The following is an 18,060-nucleotide window of genomic DNA, read 5'->3' as shown; positions in this document are numbered from 1 at the left end:
CCCAGCCGCTGGGCTGCTCAGCCGCGGCGGCGCCCGATCAGGTACCCGCCGACACCGGCGGCAGCGAGGGTCACGAGGCGGCGCCTGACGGTCACCGACGCAGCCTGCACCTCCGCTCGCCGCTCCTCGGCAGCCGACACCGGCTCCGTCTCACCGCTCCTGGCCCGCTCGATGGCCTCCTCGGCGGCCTCGACGTCCGAGACCTTCTCGAGGAGCTCGAGCGGTAGATCGGCGCTGATCGCCGCGGCCGTCAGCAGGATCCTCGCGGACAAGTTGATCCAGATGAGCAGCGTGACGATCGCTGCGAAGGACGCCAGGACCGGGTTGGTGCTCGCGCTGCTCGCGACGACCGACGTCCCCAGGAACCTGATGACACCGAAGCCCACAGCAGCCACCACGGCGCCCAGCAGCAGGTCGCGGCGTGGGGGGTGCACAGCAGACAGCAGGCGGACGATGAGCACGAAGGTGGCGACGTCCACGAGGAAGGCGACCGCGAGCCCGACGAGGGGCAGGAAGAAGCGACCGGTGCCCTCCAGACCGAGGAGGTCGAGGACCCAGGTGCTCACCGAGCCGACCACGATGCCGATCACGGCCGAGGCCAGGACCGCGATCCCGATGACCACGAAGCCGCCCAGCTGACGCAGCTTGACCAGCACCGGGTTGCCTACCCCGGGCGGCAGGCCGAACATCGCGCGGACCGACACCTGGACGGCGCCCATGCACGAGATCGCGGAGACGAGCAGCACGACGACCGAGACGATGCTCGCCACGCTCAGCGAGGTCGAGGTGACGAGGGAGTCTGGGCTGATCAGGCCTGTCGTCTCGTCGCCGGGAGTCGTCTGCAGCATGCCGGGCAGCGCGGAGTTCACCGACTCGATGACCGAGTCGAGCAGCTCGTCGTTCGAGCCGAGGACGCTCATGAACACCGTGAACCCGATGGTCAGCCCCGCGAAGACGGAGAAGATGGCCGAATAGGCGATCCCGCCGCAGAGCAGCGCACCGTTGACCTGCCCGTAGCGGGCCAGAGCACGCGCGAGGCGGGTGGTCTTCCACCAGGCGAGGAGCGCCTGCACACGCTCCATGAGGCTGGGGCTCTGCGCGGAGGCGTCGCGCTCGTCCTCACTGTCCGCGCGCCGGTCCGTGCCGGACGCTTCGAGGTCCTGCTCCGTCGGCTCCGCCGTCGCGACCTCCCCCGGTCGTCTGATGTCCTTCGAGGTGGTGGTCACCAGCAGAGCCTATGAGGTCGGCTGCCCAGCGGCATCCGGAGGCAGCGCGGTCGGGCCCTCGCGAGGTCCTGCGAGGTCCTAGGCGGTGCCGAGCGGGAAGGCGCGCACAGGACGCCAGACGCTGTCGTCGCCGTGCTCGAACAGCGAGACGGCGTCGACTGTGAAGGTCGCCTCGTAGCCCGCCATCGCCTCGAAGGCCGCGTCGAGGGCCTCGTCGGGCACCTCGTGCGCGACGGTGACGTGCGGGTGGTAGTTGAAACGGAGGTCCTGGGCGAGCGGCCCCGACCGGACACGCGACTCGAGAGACTCGCACTCGGCGATCCCCTGGGCCACCTGGACGAAGACCACGGGAGACACCGGACGGAAGGTCCCGCTGCCGCGCAGCCTGACGACGAAGGGCTCCGCGGCCGCCGCGACAGCCGCGAGGTGGGCGTCGACAGCAGGCATGAGGCCCGGGTCGAGGACCGTCGGGCCGAGGATCGTGATGTGCGGCGGGATGAGGTCGGCGAGCGGGTCACCAGCCCTGCGGCGAGCCTCCTGGAGCTGCGCCCCGAAGGGCGCAGGGATCTCGATCGAGACGCCGATACGTCGCTGGTCACCCAGCCGCTCGGGCAGGTTCACGACCGCGACCCCGAAGCGGGGAGCAGCCCGACCCTGTCGTAGACGCGGGCGAGCGTCGTGCTCGCGATCTCGCGGGCCTTCTGCGCCCCGGCAGCGAGCACCCTGTCGAGCTCGGCGGGGTCCGACAGGTACGAGTCCACGCGCTCCTGGAACGGCGTGAGGAACTCGACGACGGCCTCGGCCAGGTCGACCTTGAGGTGCCCGTACTGCTTGTCCGCGTACTCGGTCTCGAGCTCGGCGACGGTGCGGCCCGTGAGCGCCGAGAAGATCGTCAGCAGGTTGGAGACCCCGGGCTTGGTGGCCGGGTCGTAGCGGACCACGGCCTCGTCGTCCGTGACGGCCGACTTGATGCGCTTGGCCGAGACCTTCGGGTCGTCCAGCAGCCAGATGGTGCCCTTGCCCGTGGCCGACTTGCTCATCTTCGAGGTGGGCTCTTGCAGGTCGTAGATCTTCGCGACGGCCTTGACGATGTGCGGCTCGGGGACCACGACGGTGTCGTGCCCGAAACGCGTGTTGAGACGCTCGGCGATGTCCCGGGTGATCTCGAGGTGCTGACGCTGGTCTTCGCCGACGGGGACCCGCTCCGCGTCGTAGAGCAGGATGTCGGCCGCCATGAGGACCGGGTAGGTGAAGAGGCCGACGGTCGTGCCGTCGGTGCCCTGCTTCGCAGCCTTGTCCTTGAACTGCGTCATGCGGCTGGCCTCGCCGAAGCCCGTCTGGCACGACAGGATCCACGCGAGCTCGGCGTGCTCGGGGACGTGCGACTGGACGAAGAGCGTCGAGCGCTCCGGGTCCACCCCGCCCGCGAGGTACTGGGCGAGGGTGCGGCGCGTGCGCTCACGCAGCCGTGCGGGCTCCGGGTTCACCGTGAGGGCGTGGAGGTCCGCCATCATGTAGAGCGTGTCGTACGAGTCCTGGAGAGCCACCCACTGCGTCAGGGCACCGATGTAGTTGCCGAGGGTGAGCGAGTCGTCCGTAGGTTGCATGCCCGACAGGATCCGGGGGCGCTGCACGTCGTTGGCCATCTGCTCATTCTGGCAGGAAGCACGGCCTTTACCGAATCGCGATCAGGTCGCCTCGGTGTCGAAGGGTGCGGCCTCCCCGGCAGCCAGGACGGGCTGCGGCTCGGGCCACCGGGCGGCTCCAGCCTGGGCCGTCTGGGCGTCGGACGGACGCTCCGAACGGACTGCTGCGCTCGCCACCGCGGCAGCAGCGGTCGCCGCGCCGACAGCCGTCTCGGCGGCCTGGGTGCCTGCGCTCTCCGAGCCCGCGCCGCCAGCAGGTGCCGGCGTACCGGGGGCCTTCGTGGGGTTCGAGGTCTTCGACATCTTCGGCGGTGTCTTGGGCGTGGGGGGTGTGTCGTCGAGGAGCGCGTCACGGACGATCCGGCGCGGGTCGTAACGACGGGGGTCGAGCTGGGCCCAGTCGACGTCGGTGATCTCGGGTCCGAGCTCTTCGCTGACCTTTTCCTTGGCGTCCGCCATGAGCACCCGGGCGCGCTTGACGAGCCCCGCGAGCTGCTCGGCGTACTTGGGCAGGCGCTCCGGCCCGATCACCAGGATGGCGACCACCAAGATGATGATGGCCTCTCCGCCGTTGATTCCGAACACGTCAGCCCTCGCCGCTCGTCGCCTTGTCGAGCACTATCGACACGTCTCGCTCGTCATCGCCCGAGCGTACCTTCAGCACGACGGTGTCTCCAGGGGCCTTCGCACGGATCGCGACGATGAGCTCGTCGGACTGGGTCACCGGGCGTCCGTCGACCGAGAGGATCACGTCGCCGGGCGCGAGCCCTGCGGCCTCGGCCGGGCCGCCCGGGGTGACAGGTTCCTGCCCGCCCTGGGCGTCCTGGACCACCTGCACGCCCTCACCGTCGTAGGAGGAGTCGAGCAGCACACCGATGATCGGATAGCTGGCAGACCCCGTGTCGATGATCTCCTGGGCCGTGCGTCGCGCCTGGTTGGAGCCGATGGCAAAACCGAGACCGATGTTCCCCGCGCTCGTGAGGGTGCCCGGCGGCTGGGCGATCGCGGAGTTGATGCCGATCACCTGACCCGAGGCGTCCACGAGCGGACCACCCGAGTTGCCCGGGTTGATCGCTGCGTCTGTCTGGAGCGCATTGATGAAGGCCTGGTCTGTCACGTCGCCCGCAGACACCGGTCGGTTGAGGGCGCTGATGATGCCCGTGGTCACGGTGCCGTCCAGCCCGAGCGGTGCGCCGATCGCGATGACGGGGTCGCCGACGGCCACGGCCTCGGAGTCTCCGAGCACCAGCGGGACCAGGTCTTCGCGGTCGACCCTGACGACCGCCAGGTCGTAGTCGGCCGTGCGCCCGATGAGGGTCGCGGTCGACTCAGAGCCGTCGACGAAGGTCACCCGGATCTCGCCGTTCCCGACCGCACCCGCGATCACGTGGTTGTTGGTGAGGATGTAGCCGTCCTCCCGGATGACAAAGCCCGAGCCTGTCGACTGACCGTCGGGTCCAGACACGTAGAGGGAGACCACGCTCGGCGCGACAGTCGCCGCGATGTCCGCGATCGACCCGTCGGGCCTGGTGATGCTCGGGTCCGCCGAGACCGTGGGCAGCGGCTGGGACGACGGTCCGGAGACCGAGTCCCACACGCGCTCTCCGACGATCCCGCCGACGGCGCCCAGCAGCAGCGCACCGACGAGGAGCCCCGTCACCGCAGCCGCGCCGAGGCCTCGTCGACGACCGTGCGGCTCGTCGGTGGCCGGCCATCCCGAGACCGCCGAGGCCTCAGCAGACTTCTCGTGGCCGGCCTGGTCGGCCCGTGCCTGGTCGAACCAGTGGGCGCTCGGGGTCGCACCCGGAGCGTAGGAGGGCGGACCGAGCGGGTCTGTCGCCGGAGCAGGTGCCGGCACGGACGGCTGCCCCTCGAGGCCCGCCCCGGACGCAGCCGGGGCCCCCGGGCCCTCGCTGCCCGCGGGTGCCTCGGAGGACACCGCCGCGCGGTCGGCCTCACGGGCGCGGTCGTCCGCGGAAGCCTGGGGCTGCTGAGCTGCACCGGCTGCGGCTGTCGACGCAGCCCCCGGTGGTGCATAGCGCGAGTGGTCGAGCGGGGCCTGGGCACCCTCCTGACCAGGGGTGTACGAGGGAGCGGCGTGCGCGGGGGGCAGCGGGACCGGCGGGACAGCCCGGGTCGGGGCGGCCGCCTCGTCGGTGCTGCGCGTGCCTGCGCCGTGGCCGTCCGCGCGGTCGTCGTCTGCGCCGTGGTCGTGGCTGCCGTGGTCGTCTGTGCTCGGACCTGTCACGAGAGCACTCCTGTCAGTGTCGTCCACCCACGCCCGACGCGCGCCTGGAATCCCTCGTCGTACTCGTCGACCGGGAAGGTCGACACAAGTTGTAGCACGTCGTCGAGAGAGCCGGGCGCCACGAGGTCGACCACGGTGTCCGACGACTGCCACACGAGGTGCAGAGGCGACTCCGAGACCACGTAGACCGGGGCCCCACCTGCGTCGAGGGTCCTGAGGTCTGAGACCTTGTCCTGGTCGAGCCGGCCGTGCTGCTCACGGACCACCACGTCGCCGAAAGGCGTCTCGAGGTCGACCTCGAGCACGTCCTCGTCGGCTCCCGTGAAGCGCAGCGCCTGGACTGTCACGGCGTCCGGCAGGCTCTCTGGTCGTGGCCAGCCCTGCTGCGACATCCACTCGAGGACCTCGTGGTCGTCCGCGCCCGAGCCCGGGCTGTCAGCCAGGACGCCAGAGGCCGTGTCGAGCACGAGGTCGTCGGAGGTGCGGAGCTGGGCAGCTGCTGCGAGCGCCGAGAGCGCGTCGTTCTGCTGTCGGTCGGGTGCCACGACTGGCCGGTCGCCCAGCGTGAAGAGGCTGACGGCCACCATGCTGCTGCCGAGGATCAGCGCGACGACCGCACGTCCGCGTCGCGCTCCCCTCGGCTCGACGTCACCGCACAGCGCACGCCAGCGGGGTGGGAGCGGCTCGTGCGGGACCAGGCTGGACGCGTCGGAGGACCGCTGCTCGACGGCACCTGCCGTGGCGAAGCCGACCTCCTCGCCGGCCGTGGGCGCGGCGGGCTCCGACATGGCCAGCAGGCGGCTCATGAAGTCTGGGGCGGGCTCGACGTCGGCGATGCCGAGGGAGAGCGTGCGGCGCGCGCTCCGCGCCTCGTCGACCTCACGAGCACACTGCGGGCAGGCTGCCACGTGCGCGAGGCACCGCTCGCGGTCGGCGAGGCCGAGCTGGTTGTCGACGAGGGCGCTCACCCACTCGCCGAGGTGCGCGCTCACGCAGCTCCGCCTGCTGCCCTCGCACCGCCGTGCAGCACGAAGGTGCCGTCAGCAGGGGTCGTGTCCTCACCAGCGACGACGTGCCGGTGCGGGGCACGGTCAGCGAGGGCCAGCCGCAGCTGGGACCTGGCGCGGTGGATGCGCGAGCGGACCGTCCCGAGCTTGATGCCCAGGGTGACCGCGATCTCCTCGTAGGAGAGGCCTTCGATGTCGCACAGCACGACGGCGGCACGGTACTCGGGGGCGAGCGCGTCGAGGGCGCGCTGCACGTCGTGGTCGAGGTTGGCGTGCTCGTAGCCGCGGACGGGGTCGTAGAGCTCCCCGCGCGCGGGGTACGTCGAGGAGTCGTCGCCCATCGAGTCCATGCGGATGCGCTGGCGGCGTCGCGCCTGGTCGAGGAACAGGTTGGTCGTGATGCGGTGCAACCAGCCCTCGAAGGTCCCTGGCGTGTAGCTGCTCAGCGACCTGAACACCCTGATGAAGACCTCCTGCGTGAGGTCCTCGGCATCGTGCTGGTTGCCCGTCAGCCTGTACGCGAGCCTGTAGACGCGCGCTGAGTGGTCGCGCACGACAGACTCCCAGCTGGGCGGCTGCCAGCCCGGGTCGACTGCTGCGGTGCCCGTGGCCTCGGGCGTGGGATGGTCGTGGGGTTCGTGCACCCCTCTAGTGTCCCAGGGCGGAGCCCGCGTGTCGCACCGGTGCATGAACCTTCACCTGCTTCGCACAGGAGACGGCGCGCTCACGGCACGGCGTCCTGTCTCGACGGTACGATCTGAGACGTCACACCACCGGCCACGACAACCCTGGAGGCATCATCTCCGCCGACCGAGCTCAGAGCTGGGCCTACGCCGAGGACTTCGTCGCTGAGGACGAGGTCCTGCTGCGCGCCCGTGGACGCGCAGCCCAGCTCGGGTGCCACAGCATGCTCCCGGGCTCGTGCGCGACCCTCACCGTCCTGGCGGCCGCTCTCGGCGCGCGCTCGGCCGTCGAGGTCGGGACCGGCACGGGTGTCGCGAGCCTCGCGCTGCTCCGCGGGATGCTCCCCGACGGTGTCCTCACCACGATCGACGTGGAGGTCGAGCACCAGAGAGCGGCGAAGGCCGCCTTCGCCGAGGCCGGGATCCGGGCCACCCGCGCCCGGGCGATCTCTGGTCGCGCGCTGGACGTCCTGCCGCGCCTGACCGACGGCGCCTACGACCTCGTGCTGGTCAGCGCCGCCGAGACCAGCTGCGCGCTGTACGTCGAGCAGGCCCGGCGGTTGCTGCGCAAGGGCGGGATGCTCGTGGTCGACAACGCCCTCTGGGGCGGCAGCGTGGCCGACCCCGCCCGACGGGACGAGGTCACCACGGCGATCCGCGACGTGGGCCGAGCGGTCCGGGACGACGAGCACATGCTCTCGACGCTGCTGCCCGTCGGCGACGGGCTGCTCGTCTCCGTGAAGCGGTCGACGAGAGCCTGACCTGAGGCGACCCCGATCTAGGACGGCCCTGGTCTGAGACGACCCGGACCTCAGACGACCTCACCTCAGGACGACCAAGAGCGCCCCCGCCGAGCTCGGCAGGGGCGCTCTTGCGCTGCGGGGATCCTGCATCCGCAGGGCTGGTGAGCCGGGATGCCGGGGTGCCAGCCCGTCAGTCCAGGGTCTCGAGCAGCCGCAGCACGAGGCGGGCGCCGTACCCCGTGGCTCCGGCCGAGACCTCGTGCTTGCGGGCAGCAGCCCGCGAGGGGCCCGCGATGTCCAGGTGCACCCAGCGACACTCCCCGACGAAGGAGCGCAAGAACAGCGCTGCGGTGACCGCTCCCCCGCCCGGAGGGTCGGCCGGGACGTGGCGGAGGTCGGCGACGGTCGAGGCGACAGCGGGTGCGTAGTCCTCGACGAGCGGCATGTGCCAGACGGGCTCCCCGGTCTCGCGACCCGCAGCCTCGAGCGCTGCGACGAGAGCGTCGTCGGCGCTGAAGAGGGCTGCGTGACCGCGCCCCAGCCCGACGCTCGCCGCACCTGTCAGTGTCGCGACGTCGACCAGGACGTCAGGGTCGAGGGTCGCGTCGGCGAAGGCGAGAGCGTCGGCGAGAACCAGACGCCCCTCGGCATCGGTGTTCGCGATCTCGACAGTCGTGCCGCCGAAGAGCCGGAGCACGTCACCAGGCCTGTACGAGCCAGCCCCGACGTGGTTCTCGGCGAGCGGCAGGACGGCTGTCACAGAGTGAGGGCTGCCCGAGCGCGAGGCTCCCAGCACGGCGGCGAGAGCGACGGCCGCCCCGGCCATGTCGGTCTTCATGGGGACCATCGCCTCGCGCGGCTTGATGGACAGACCACCGGTGTCGTAGGTGATGCCCTTGCCGACCACGACCACGTGCTGACCGCTGCCGCCGTCGACAGGGGCATAGGTGACGGTCACGAGGCGGGGCGGGCGCGACGAGCCGCGGCCGACGGCGAGGATCCCGCCGAAGCCCTGCGCCTCGAGAGCCGGGACGTCGAGGACCGTCGTGGTGAGTCCCTCGGCGGTCGCCAGGTCGACCGCGCGGTCGGCGAACCACTCCGGTGACTTGATGTTGGAGGGGACCGTCGCGAGGTCCCGGACCAACCAGGTGGCCCAGGCGCTCTGGACGGCGCTGTCGAGGGCCGACTGGTCGCCGTCCCCGATGAGCACGAGCTCGCGCGCCGGCCCGTCAGCCGGTGCCTCGGCCGAGAGCTTGACGGGCACGTACGCACCGAGGAGATACCCCTCGACGAAGGCACGGGTCGCGGACCCGTGAGGCGTCGCGGCGAGCGGCGTGAGGACACGACCGAGTCCCCGGGCAGCCCGGGCCAGCGCCGCGCCGGCGCGCCGGAGGTCGCTCGTCGTCTCGCGGCCCACCCCGACGAACACGATGCGGTGCGGGAGACCGGCCCACGGGAGCGACGCGGCGGAGCCGACGTGGACCCGTGGCAGGTCGATGGTGTGGGTCGTGCCGGCAGCACCGGAGAACGCGGCGCGCTCGGCCAGCTCGGCAAGGTCGATGCCGTAGAGCAGGGAGGCGTCGACCGTGCCGGCGCGCGGCTGGAGCTCGTCGTCGCCGTCGACAGGTGAGCCGACGGCGACGGCTACGGCCTCGACGTCGTCGAGGAAGGTGCAGCTCGTGAGGGTCCCCTCGGCGAGGACGACCTCAGGCACTGCTCGTCCGACGCCCTCACGGGCCAGGGACGCAGCAGAGAACGTAGAGCGAGGAGCCAAGAGTCAGCCCACTACTGCCTTCAGGGCCTCGCCCAGCTCGCTCGCCTCGACGGCGTTGAGCTCGACCACGAGGCGGCCTCCGCCTTCGAGAGGCACGCGCATGACGATCCCGCGGCCTTCTTTCGTGACCTCGAGGGGGCCGTCACCCGTACGGGGCTTCATCGCAGCCATTGGTGGCTCTCCATTTCCGTCGATACCGCCGTGTGTCTCAGAGCCATATTCTAGTTCACGCCGGGTGTGACCTGCGCCCTCGTGCCCCCACGCCACGCCGCGACACGCAGGTCGACCGCGGGTGGAGCCGTCTGGACGGCTGCTACGGAGCCGCGCCCGCGTCTCAGCCGAGCCCGCGGACGACGCGGGCCGGGGGCAGGTCGCCGCGGACCGCGGCCGTCATGTCGAGAGCCCTGCGGGTCGCACGGACGTCGTGGGCCCTGAACACCGTGGCGCCCATCCAGGCTGCGAGCGCTGTCGCGGCGAGGGTCCCCTCGAGCCGCTCCTCGGCGGGGAGGTCGAGGGTCTCCCCCACGAAGTCCTTGCGGGAGAGAGCCATGAGGACGGGGAATCCCAGCCCTGTCAGGCGGCCTGTGCTGCGCAGCAGGTGCAGGGAGTGCCAGGTGCTCTTGCCGAAGTCGTGGGTCGGGTCGACGAGCACAGACTCGCGGGGCACACCGCAGGCCACGGCCCGCCGCGCGGCGGCCGCGAGCGTCGAGAGGACGTCGTGGACGACGCCGTCCCGGGGGTCGGCGTCGTCGGGGGCGTCGTGCGGCAGCGGGTAGGCCACCTGGAACGGGTCGGTCCGCGGGACGGCCCCGCCGGTGTGCGAGCAGACGATCCCGGCGCCGAGCGCCCCGGCGACCTCCACCAGGTGCGGGTCGTGCCCGGCCCAGGTGTCGTTGACGAGGTCCGCCCCGGCTCCGACCGCCTCGCGCGCCACCTCGGCGCGCCAGGTGTCGACGCTGACGAGCATGTCGGGGAACTCCGCACGGACGCGCGCCACGAAGGGGACGGTGCGGCGGATCTCCTCCTCGACCGTGACCTCGGGCCCGGTGCCGGCCCGCACCCCGCCGACGTCGACGATCTGGGCGCCCTCGGTGCTCGCACGCTCGACGGCCCGCAGGGCGTCGACGTCGTCAGCCTGCCGGGCGCCGGAGTAGAACGAGTCGGTCGTCCGGTTGACGATGGCCATGATCGCGGCCGCCTCGCCGCCGACCTCGCGGCCCCGCAGCACGAGGGTCGCGGCGCGCGGCGGGACCGTCGCGCCGGTCACCCCGCCGCCGGGCGCGCGGCCTCGTCAGCGGACTCGTCGCTCGACTCCGCAGCAGCGGCCTCGTCGGCAGCTGCCTGCTCACGGGCCCGGAGCTCTTCGTTGCGGTCGCAGACGATCCGCACGGCCTCGTCGGCGTCGTCGACGATCGAGAAGAGCGCGAGGTCCTTCGCGTGGATCATGCCGCGGTCCAGGACAGCTGTGCTCAGCCAGTCGAACAGACCGGACCAGTAGTCCGAGCCCACGAGGACGATCGGGAACTCGGTCACCTTGTGCGTCTGGACGAGGGTGAGTGCCTCGAACATCTCGTCGAGCGTGCCGAAGCCGCCGGGAAGCACCACGAAGCCCGAGGCGTACTTGACGAACATCGTCTTGCGGGCGAAGAAGTAGCGGAAGTTCACACCGAGGTCGACGTACTCGTTCATCCCCTGCTCGAAGGGCAGCTCGATGCCGAGCCCCACGGAGAGGCCGCCCGCCTCGCGGGCACCCTTGTTGGCGGCCTCCATGATGCCCGGGCCACCACCGGTGATGACCGCGTAGCCACGGTCGACGAGCCCGCGGCCCACCTGGACGCCGAGCTCGTAGTCCGGGTGGTCGACGGGCGTGCGTGCCGAGCCGAAGACGCTGACGGCCTGGCCGACCTCGGCGAGGGCACCGAAGCCCTCGACGAACTCGCTCTGGATGCGCATGACCCGCCACGGGTCGGAGTGCACCCACTCGGTGTCGTGCTGCCTGTCGAGCAGGCGCTGGTCTGTCGTCTCTGCGGGGATCTGCTCGCCCCGCAGGATCACCGGACCCTTCCGGTAACCCTTCCCGGTCTGTGCCAGTCCTTCGTCAGTCATGCTCCGAGCCTACGTGCTGACGCGTGCCTCACCAGGCGTGACGCCGCTGCCCGCGGATGAGCGTCGGGTGACGATCGCGCAGACACGTCGTGAACGCATCGCGGGCCCGGCCCGGGTCCCTGGGGTCAGCGCACCAACCAGGTCCGCAGGGCCTCGTAGCAGAGCTGGATCTGCGAGACCGGGCAGTGCTCGTCGTCCTTGTGGGCGAGGACGGGGTCCCCCGGGCCGAAGTTGACCGCCGGGACACCGAGGGCCGAGAACCTGGCGACGTCGGTCCAGCCGTACTTGGGGGCTGGTGCTCCCCCGGTGACCTCGAGGACCGCCTCGGTGAAGTCGACGGCGAGCGGCGCGTCGAGCCCGGGACGGGCACCGGCCGCGGCGTCGGTGACGGTCACCTGGAAGCCCTCGAAGAGGTCGCGGGTGTGCTGCTCGGCCTCCTCGAGGCTGCGCGAGGGCGCGAAGCGGAAGTTGACGGTGACCACGCACTCGTCGGGGATCACGTTCCCGGCGATCCCCCCGCGGATGCCGACGGCGTTCATGCCCTCGCGGAAGACGAGCCCTTCGACCTCGGTCGAGGCGGGCTCGTAGGCGGCCAGGCGCGCGAGCACCTCGGAGGCACCGTGGATCGCGTTCGTGCCCATCCAGGAGCGGGCAGAGTGGGCTGCCTCCCCAGGGACACGGACCTCGACGCGCAGCGTCCCGTTGCACCCGCCCTCGATGCCCGCGGCCGTCGGCTCGCAGAGCACGGCGAAGTCACCGGCGAGCAGCTCGGGGCGGGTCCGGGCGATCCTGCCGAGACCGTTGAGGGCCGAGTCGACCTCTTCGTGGTCGTAGAACACCCAGGTGATGTCGCGGGTCGGGGCCTCGAGCTCGGCGGCCAGGGCGAGCTGGACGGCGACCCCACCCTTCATGTCGACGGTCCCGCGTCCCCAGAGCTCGGCGTGCAGCCCCTCGCCCACCACGCGGACCGGGAGGTTGTCGGCGACCGGCACCGTGTCCAGGTGGCCGGCGATCACGACGCGCTCGTCGCGCCCCAGCTGCGTGCGTGCCACGACGGCGTCTCCGTCGCGGACCACCTCGAGGTGCGGGTAGGCGCGCAGAGCCTGCTCGACGGCGTCGGCGATCGCGCGCTCGTCACCGCTGACCGACGGGATGTCGCAGATCGTGCGGGTCAGCTCGACGACACCGGAGCCGAGGTCGAGCGCAGGGCGCAGGGCCGGGGCGCTGTCGGCGGGCACGGGGGCTGGGGGCTGCGGGGTCTCGTGGCTCACCCGCCCGACCCTAGCGCGCCGGGCAGGGGCCGTGCAGACCCGCGCCGGCCCGTCGCCAGGCTCCGGCTCCGTGCCGGGACTCGGCTCCCCCGGCCAGCATCAGAGCCTCACCGGGTCTCGTCGGCCGGATCCTGCACACCGTCTCCACCTGCCGACGCATAGGCTGGGCACCATGACTTCTTCGACCTCACGCTCCGCCTGGGGCCACGGCCTGGCCACCGTCACGACAGCAGGGGTCGTCCTCGACGTCTGGTACCCGAGCCCCGCGCTCGGCACAGCTCCCGAGGACGCCGCCGAGCCCGCAGAGCTCGCCGCCCTCGTCGGGCGCGACGAGGCCCGCGACGTCGACCTGGTCCTCGTCACCGTCGAGATCGACCTCGACGAGGCGCCGACCGACGCCCCGGACGCCTACCTGCGCCTGCACCTGCTGTCCCACAGGCTCGTCGCGCCGCACGGGCAGAACCTCGACGGGCTCTTCGGGGTCCTGGCCAACGTCGTCTGGACCAACCACGGCCCGTGCACCGTCGAGGGCTTCGACACCACCCGGGCACGCCTGCGCGCCCGCGGGCCCGTCACCGTGCTGAGCGTCGACAAGTTCCCCCGAATGGTCGACTACGTGGTCCCGACGGGCGTCCGCGTCGCCGACGCAGACCGCGTCCGCCTCGGCGCCCACCTCGCCTCGGGCACGACCGTGATGCACGAGGGCTTCGTCAACTTCAACGCGGGAACTCTCGGCACCTCGATGGTCGAGGGCCGGATCTCGGCCGGGGTGGTCGTCGGTGACGGCAGCGACATCGGCGGTGGCGCCTCGATCATGGGCACCCTGTCGGGTGGTGGCAAGGAGGTCGTCTCGATCGGTCGCCGCTCGCTCCTCGGCGCCAACGCCGGTCTGGGCATCGCGCTCGGGGACGACTGCGTCGTCGAGTCCGGGCTGTACCTCACCGCCGGCAGCAAGGTCGCCCTCGTCGGGACGACGACAGGCGCCGACGGCGGCCCGCAGGTCGTCAAGGCCCGTGACCTCTCGGGCCACGACAACCTGCTGTTCCGCCGCAACTCGCTGACCGGCGCGATCGAGGCGGTGTCCCGTGACGGCGTGGGCATCGAGCTCAACGCCGCGCTGCACGCCAACTGATCCGTGCCGCCCCAGGTCCCGTCGTCACGCCGCACGTCTGCGCGCTCGCAGCGTGCGGCGCGGACGCGTCGCGCCTCCGTGCGACGCGCTGTCGTCACGACGGTCTCCGTGCTCGCCGTCGGTGCTCTTGCCGTCGGTGGCGTGGTCGTCCTGCTCGACAGGACCCAGCCGCAGGTGGCCGACAGGCAAGGCTGCGTCGCGGTCCTGGACGGCTCGGACTGGCGGATGTCGGTCGACCAGGCCGACAACGCCGCTCTCATCGCGAGCATGTCTCTGCGGAGGCAGATGCCGGCGCGCGCCGCGACGATCGGGCTGGCCACAGCGCTGCAGGAGTCGCGCCTGGAGAACATCGACTACGGCGACCGAGACTCCGTCGGGCTGTTCCAGCAGCGCCCGTCCCAGGGCTGGGGATCGGTCGAGCAGATCATGGACCCCGTCTACTCGGCGACCAAGTTCTACGACGGGCTCGACACCATCTCGGGGTACCTCGACCTCCCGGTGACCGAGGCCGCGCAGGCTGTCCAGCGGTCCGGCTTCCCTGACGCCTACGCCCAGCACGAGCCCAGGTCGCGCGCCTGGGCCGCCGCACTGAGGGGCCAGACACCGGCTGGGATCACCTGCACGCTGCCTGACGCCCCGCTCGTCGAGGCTGGGAACCCCACGAGCGTCGAGACTGCGCTGGCAGCGGTCGAGGCCCGCGCGACCCGAGACCTCGGCGAAGGGGTCAGCACCCGGGGCGACGGGCTCCAGATCGTGCTCCAGGCCGCACCGCTCACCGAGCGTGACCCCCTCGACGTGGTGACCTGGGCCCTCGGCAGCTGGTCGGTCGCGACGGCCTCGGCCACCGGGATCGAGACCGTCGCGGTCGCCGACCAGGTCTGGTCGAGGAGCACGCGAGAGTGGGCGCCTGTCGACGCGGCCGCCGCTGTCCCTGCGGGTCAGGTGCGGCTGACGCTGCCCGCGGCCGGCTGACCCCTCCCGGGCCCCCTGGCCCCGAGCACGACAGAGCCCGCCCTGCTCGTCGCAGGGCGGGCTCTGTCGCGTGCTCGGGGGGCGTCAGCGCTCGTCGACCGGGACGTACGGCCGCTCGGTCGCACCCGTGTAGATCTGGCGCGGACGGCCGATCTTCGTCTGCGGGTCCTTCATCATCTCGCGCCACTGCGCGATCCAGCCGGGCATGCGCCCCAGGGCGAAGAGCGGCGTGAACATCGCCGGCTCGAAACCCATGGCCTTGTAGATCAGGCCCGTGTAGAAGTCGACGTTGGGGTAGAGCTTGCGCTCGATGAAGTAGTCGTCGTTGAGGGCGATCTCCTCGAGCTGCAGCGCGATGTCGAGGAGCTCGTCACGCTTGCCGAGCGTCGAGAGCACGGCGTCGGCGCTCTTCTTGACGATCGCGGCACGCGGGTCGTAGTTCTTGTAGACCCTGTGGCCGAAGCCCATGAGGCGGACGCCGTCCTCCCTGTTCTTCACCTTCGCCATGAAGGTGTCGACGTCGTAGTCGGAGGACTGGATCGACTGGAGCATCTTGAGGACCGACTCGTTGGCACCACCGTGGAGCGGGCCGGAGAGCGCGTTGATCCCGGCGGCCACGGAGGCGTAGAGGTTCGCGTGGCTCGAGCCGACGATGCGGACCGTCGACGTCGAGCAGTTCTGCTCGTGGTCGGCGTGCAGGATGAGCAGCTTGTCGAGGGCGTCGACGACCGTGGGGTCGGAGTCGTACTGCTGGTACGGGACCGCGAAGGTCATGCGGAGGAAGTCGTCGACGTAGCCGCGCGAGTAGTCCGGGTACAGCAGCGGCTCGCCGACGCGGCGGCGGTGCAGGTACGAGGTGATGGTCCGCGACTTGGCGAGCAGCAGGACCGTCGCGAGCTCGATCGTCTCGTCGTCGAAGGGGTCGAGGGACTCCGGGTAGAACGTCGACAGCGCGTTGATCGCCGAGGACATCACGGCCATCGGGTGCCCGTTGCGCGGGAAGGTCCCCATGAAGGTGCGGAAGTCCTCGTGCACGAGCGTGTGGCGGTTCACGCGCTCGACGAAGGCCTCGCCCTCGCTCTTGCTCGGGAGCTCTCCGTGGATGAGCAGGTAGGCGACCTCGAGGAAGGTCGACTTCTCGGCGAGCTGGTCGATCGGGTACCCGCGGTAGCGCAGGATCCCCGCGTCGCCGTCGATGTAGGTGATCTCCGACTCGCACGAGGCGGTGTTCATGAACCCGGGGTCCACGGTGACCATGCCTGTCTCGCGCAGCAGCGACGACACGACGATCCCGTCGTTCCCGTCTGTCGCCGGGACGACCGGCAGCACCTGTGACCGTCCGTCGACGTCGAGGGTGACGGTAGGTGTCTGAGTGTCCGACATAGCTTCCTTCCTGCGCACGCGACGCCACCCTGTCGGGCAGAGCGGTGCTCCTCCTGCTCGACGCCGGAGGGCGCCGCTGACTGCCGGCGTCGACCTGGGTGAGGACGACACTGGCCCACTGCGACCGTACCTGGCACCTGAGGGATGTGCCCAATCAGTGAAGGGCCCAAAGACCCATATGTAGAGTGAGACAGGTCACACTCCGGAGGTGCAGCACCCTTGTCGATGAGACGACTCCGACTTCACCAGAGCACGGTCAGGCAAGTGTCTGGCCTGCACCACAACTGAGTCAAATCGACACCAAGACGGGTCAACCGGAGATGAGCCTCGCAGCAGCCTCGTCGATGCGCTCGTCTGTCGCCGTGAGAGCCACCCGTACGTGAGCGGCTCCCGCCGACCCGTAGAAGGTGCCAGGTGCCACGAGGATCCCCAGACCTGCCAGGGCGTCGACGGTCTGCCACGCGACGGGGTCGCCAGGCGCGGCACCGGCGGGACGGCTCCAGAGGTACAGACCGGCGTGAGAGCCGTCGATCTCGAGGCCGTAGGACCGCAGCGCCGGGAGCAGAACGTCGCGGCGGCGACGGTAGACCTCGCGCTGGTCGGCCACGTGGGTGTCGTCGGCGAGAGCTGCGGCGGTCGCGGCCTGGACCGGTGCCGGGACGATCATGCCCATGTGCTTGCGGAGCTCGAGCAGGCGGGCGACGAGAGCCGGGTCGCCCGCGACGAAGGCCGACCTGTAGCCCGCGAGGTTGGACTGCTTGGAGAGCGAGTACGCGGCGAGCAGACCCTCGTGGGAACCGCCGTTGACCCGAGGGTCGAGGATGCTCGGCACCCCGCCGGTGCTCCATGGCTCGTCCCAGGCGAGCTCGGCGTAGCACTCGTCGCTGACCACCACGGCGCCGACGGCCCGTGCAGCACGGACCACCCGGGCCAGCTCCTCGACCGAGAGCACCTCACCCGTCGGGTTGCCAGGCGAGTTCACCCAGACGAGGCGGACGTCGTGGCGTCCCTCCCAGTCGGAGACGTCGGACGTGGCGAGGGCCGTGGCACCCGCCAGGCGCGCCCCGACGTCGTAGGTCGGGTACGCCGCAGCAGGGTGCACGACGACGTCACCTGCGCCGAGCGAGAGCAAGGACGGGAGCAGCGCGACGATCTCCTTGGAGCCGATCGTCGGCAGCACGGCGGCAGGGTCGAGACCGTCGACGCCGCGGCGGCGCGCGAACCACGCGGAGACGGCCTCGCGCAGCACTGGCGTGCCGTGGGTCGTCGGGTAGCCGTGGGCGTCACCCGCGCCAGCGAGGGCGTCCTGGACCAGTGCGGGGGTCGGGTCGACCGGGGTGCCGACCGACAGGTCGACGATGCCGCGGGGGTGCGACCTGGCGCGGGTCGCGGCCGGGACCAGGGTGTCCCACGGGAACGGGAGGTCGCTGAGGTCGGCGAGACCCACGGGCGCGCCTCAGGCCTGCGGGGGCAGAGCGAGGATGACGGGGTGGTCCTTGTCGATCTCGCCCATCTTGGCGGCACCGCCAGGAGAGCCGAGGTCGTCGAAGAACTCGACGTTCGCCTTGTAGTACTCCGACCACTCGTCGGGCACGTCGTCTTCGTAGTAGATGGCCTCGACTGGGCACACGGGCTCGCAGGCACCGCAGTCGACGCACTCGTCCGGGTGGATGTAGAGCGACCGTTTGCCTTCGTAGATGCAGTCCACGGGGCACTCTTCGATGCACGCCTTGTCCTTGACGTCGACACAGGGCTGCGCGATCACGTAGGTCACTTCGATGTCCTTCCCGAGGGCGAGTCCAGACGTGGGAGCGTCTGGACAGCGACGTTCTAGTATCGCCTAGATCCGCACCTGCCGTCTCCGGTGCC

General features: G+C 71.2%; 18 protein-coding genes. 3 read left to right on the top strand and 15 right to left on the bottom strand.

The window, feature by feature from the left end; all coding sequences use genetic code 11:
- Positions 1-17 precede the first annotated feature (17 nt).
- The 7 genes from ASG53_RS05575 to sigE form a co-directional block, all read right to left on the bottom strand.
- Positions 18-1,226 (bottom strand): YihY/virulence factor BrkB family protein, encoded by a 1,209-nt coding sequence (locus ASG53_RS05575; protein ID WP_235533843.1) that lies wholly within the window; start codon positions 1,224-1,226, stop codon positions 18-20.
- A 78-nt stretch (positions 1,227-1,304) separates the two neighbouring features.
- Positions 1,305-1,847, bottom strand: coding sequence for a 2'-5' RNA ligase family protein (locus tag ASG53_RS05570; RefSeq protein ID WP_056129532.1), 543 nt, complete (start codon positions 1,845-1,847; stop codon positions 1,305-1,307).
- Complete coding sequence (gene trpS, locus ASG53_RS05565; RefSeq protein ID WP_056129529.1) at positions 1,844-2,872, bottom strand: tryptophan--tRNA ligase; 1,029 nt, start codon at positions 2,870-2,872, stop codon at positions 1,844-1,846. Before trpS ends, ASG53_RS05570 begins: the two co-directional genes overlap by 4 nt.
- Before the next feature lie 42 nt (positions 2,873-2,914).
- Positions 2,915-3,457 carry a twin-arginine translocase TatA/TatE family subunit gene (locus ASG53_RS19805; protein WP_156382673.1) on the bottom strand — a complete coding sequence of 181 codons (543 nt, stop codon included), beginning with the start codon at positions 3,455-3,457 and terminating at the stop codon, positions 2,915-2,917.
- Position 3,458: 1 nt separating this feature from the next.
- Complete coding sequence (locus ASG53_RS05555; RefSeq protein ID WP_082543809.1) at positions 3,459-5,120, bottom strand: S1C family serine protease; 1,662 nt, start codon at positions 5,118-5,120, stop codon at positions 3,459-3,461.
- Positions 5,117-6,112, bottom strand: a complete 996-nt coding sequence (locus tag ASG53_RS05550; protein ID WP_056129526.1) for an anti-sigma factor — start codon at positions 6,110-6,112, stop codon at positions 5,117-5,119. The genes ASG53_RS05555 and ASG53_RS05550 overlap by 4 nt, the downstream gene beginning before the upstream one ends.
- Positions 6,109-6,771 carry an RNA polymerase sigma factor SigE gene (gene sigE / locus ASG53_RS05545; protein WP_082543808.1) on the bottom strand — a complete coding sequence of 221 codons (663 nt, stop codon included), beginning with the start codon at positions 6,769-6,771 and terminating at the stop codon, positions 6,109-6,111. Before sigE ends, ASG53_RS05550 begins: the two co-directional genes overlap by 4 nt.
- A 155-nt stretch (positions 6,772-6,926) precedes the next feature.
- On the opposite strand from sigE, the gene ASG53_RS05540 reads away from it, so the two are divergent.
- Entirely contained in the window at positions 6,927-7,571 is a 645-nt protein-coding gene (locus tag ASG53_RS05540; RefSeq protein ID WP_056129521.1) for an O-methyltransferase, read from the top strand.
- Positions 7,572-7,743: 172 nt separating this feature from the next.
- Here the strand turns inward: ASG53_RS05540 and ASG53_RS05535 are convergent, their stop codons facing one another.
- From ASG53_RS05535 to dapE, 5 genes are all read right to left on the bottom strand, one after another.
- Positions 7,744-9,267: a leucyl aminopeptidase family protein gene (locus tag ASG53_RS05535; RefSeq protein ID WP_235533842.1), complete on the bottom strand. Its 1,524-nt coding sequence runs from the start codon at positions 9,265-9,267 to the stop codon at positions 7,744-7,746.
- A 63-nt stretch (positions 9,268-9,330) separates the two neighbouring features.
- Complete coding sequence (locus tag ASG53_RS19420; RefSeq protein WP_082543807.1) at positions 9,331-9,498, bottom strand: DUF3117 domain-containing protein; 168 nt, start codon at positions 9,496-9,498, stop codon at positions 9,331-9,333.
- A gap of 163 nt (positions 9,499-9,661) precedes the next feature.
- A complete protein-coding gene (folP, locus tag ASG53_RS05530; RefSeq protein WP_056129514.1) occupies positions 9,662-10,594 on the bottom strand; it encodes a dihydropteroate synthase in 933 nt (310 codons plus the stop codon).
- Positions 10,591-11,433, bottom strand: a complete 843-nt coding sequence (locus tag ASG53_RS05525) for a TIGR00730 family Rossman fold protein (protein WP_056129512.1) — start codon at positions 11,431-11,433, stop codon at positions 10,591-10,593. The genes folP and ASG53_RS05525 overlap by 4 nt, the downstream gene beginning before the upstream one ends.
- A 125-nt stretch (positions 11,434-11,558) precedes the next feature.
- On the bottom strand, positions 11,559-12,671 hold the full coding sequence (dapE, locus tag ASG53_RS05520) for a succinyl-diaminopimelate desuccinylase (protein ID WP_056129508.1): 1,113 nt from the start codon (positions 12,669-12,671) through the stop codon (positions 11,559-11,561).
- A gap of 205 nt (positions 12,672-12,876) precedes the next feature.
- Here dapE and dapD point away from each other — a divergent pair, with 205 nt between their 5' ends.
- Together dapD and ASG53_RS05510 are read left to right on the top strand one after the other, a co-directional pair.
- Positions 12,877-13,836, top strand: a complete 960-nt coding sequence (gene dapD, locus ASG53_RS05515) for a 2,3,4,5-tetrahydropyridine-2,6-dicarboxylate N-succinyltransferase (RefSeq protein ID WP_056129505.1) — start codon at positions 12,877-12,879, stop codon at positions 13,834-13,836.
- A 78-nt stretch (positions 13,837-13,914) separates the two neighbouring features.
- Positions 13,915-14,808, top strand: coding sequence for a hypothetical protein (locus tag ASG53_RS05510; protein ID WP_235533841.1), 894 nt, complete (start codon positions 13,915-13,917; stop codon positions 14,806-14,808).
- Between the two features lie 84 nt (positions 14,809-14,892).
- Here the strand turns inward: ASG53_RS05510 and ASG53_RS05505 are convergent, their stop codons facing one another.
- From ASG53_RS05505 to fdxA, 3 genes are all read right to left on the bottom strand, one after another.
- Entirely contained in the window at positions 14,893-16,191 is a 1,299-nt protein-coding gene (locus ASG53_RS05505; protein ID WP_056129497.1) for a citrate synthase, read from the bottom strand.
- 310 nt (positions 16,192-16,501) lie between these two features.
- Positions 16,502-17,638 carry a succinyldiaminopimelate transaminase gene (gene dapC, locus ASG53_RS05500; RefSeq protein WP_056129495.1) on the bottom strand — a complete coding sequence of 379 codons (1,137 nt, stop codon included), beginning with the start codon at positions 17,636-17,638 and terminating at the stop codon, positions 16,502-16,504.
- 9 nt (positions 17,639-17,647) lie between these two features.
- Positions 17,648-17,965 carry a ferredoxin gene (fdxA, locus tag ASG53_RS05495; protein ID WP_056129490.1) on the bottom strand — a complete coding sequence of 106 codons (318 nt, stop codon included), beginning with the start codon at positions 17,963-17,965 and terminating at the stop codon, positions 17,648-17,650.
- Between the last annotated feature and the right edge of the window lie 95 nt (positions 17,966-18,060).

This window comes from Sanguibacter sp. Leaf3 (assembly GCF_001425965.1).
In the GTDB taxonomy this organism is placed as follows: Bacteria; Actinomycetota; Actinomycetes; order Actinomycetales; family Cellulomonadaceae; genus Sanguibacter; species Sanguibacter inulinus.
The sequence above is the reverse complement of the archived record's forward strand: the minus strand, read 5'-3'. Positions and strand labels throughout refer to the sequence as shown.

What these genes read in the sequence shown, in the direction of transcription:
- ASG53_RS05525 (WP_056129512.1), bottom strand. Translation starts at nt 11,433, where the DNA reads ATGACTGACGAAGGACTGGCACAGACCGGGAAGGGTTACCGGAAGGGT.
- ASG53_RS19420 (WP_082543807.1), bottom strand. Translation starts at nt 9,498, where the DNA reads ATGGCTGCGATGAAGCCCCGTACGGGTGACGGCCCCCTCGAGGTCACG.
- trpS (WP_056129529.1), bottom strand. Translation starts at nt 2,872, where the DNA reads ATGGCCAACGACGTGCAGCGCCCCCGGATCCTGTCGGGCATGCAACCT.
- ASG53_RS05505 (WP_056129497.1), bottom strand. Translation starts at nt 16,191, where the DNA reads ATGTCGGACACTCAGACACCTACCGTCACCCTCGACGTCGACGGACGG.
- dapD (WP_056129505.1), top strand. Translation starts at nt 12,877, where the DNA reads ATGACTTCTTCGACCTCACGCTCCGCCTGGGGCCACGGCCTGGCCACC.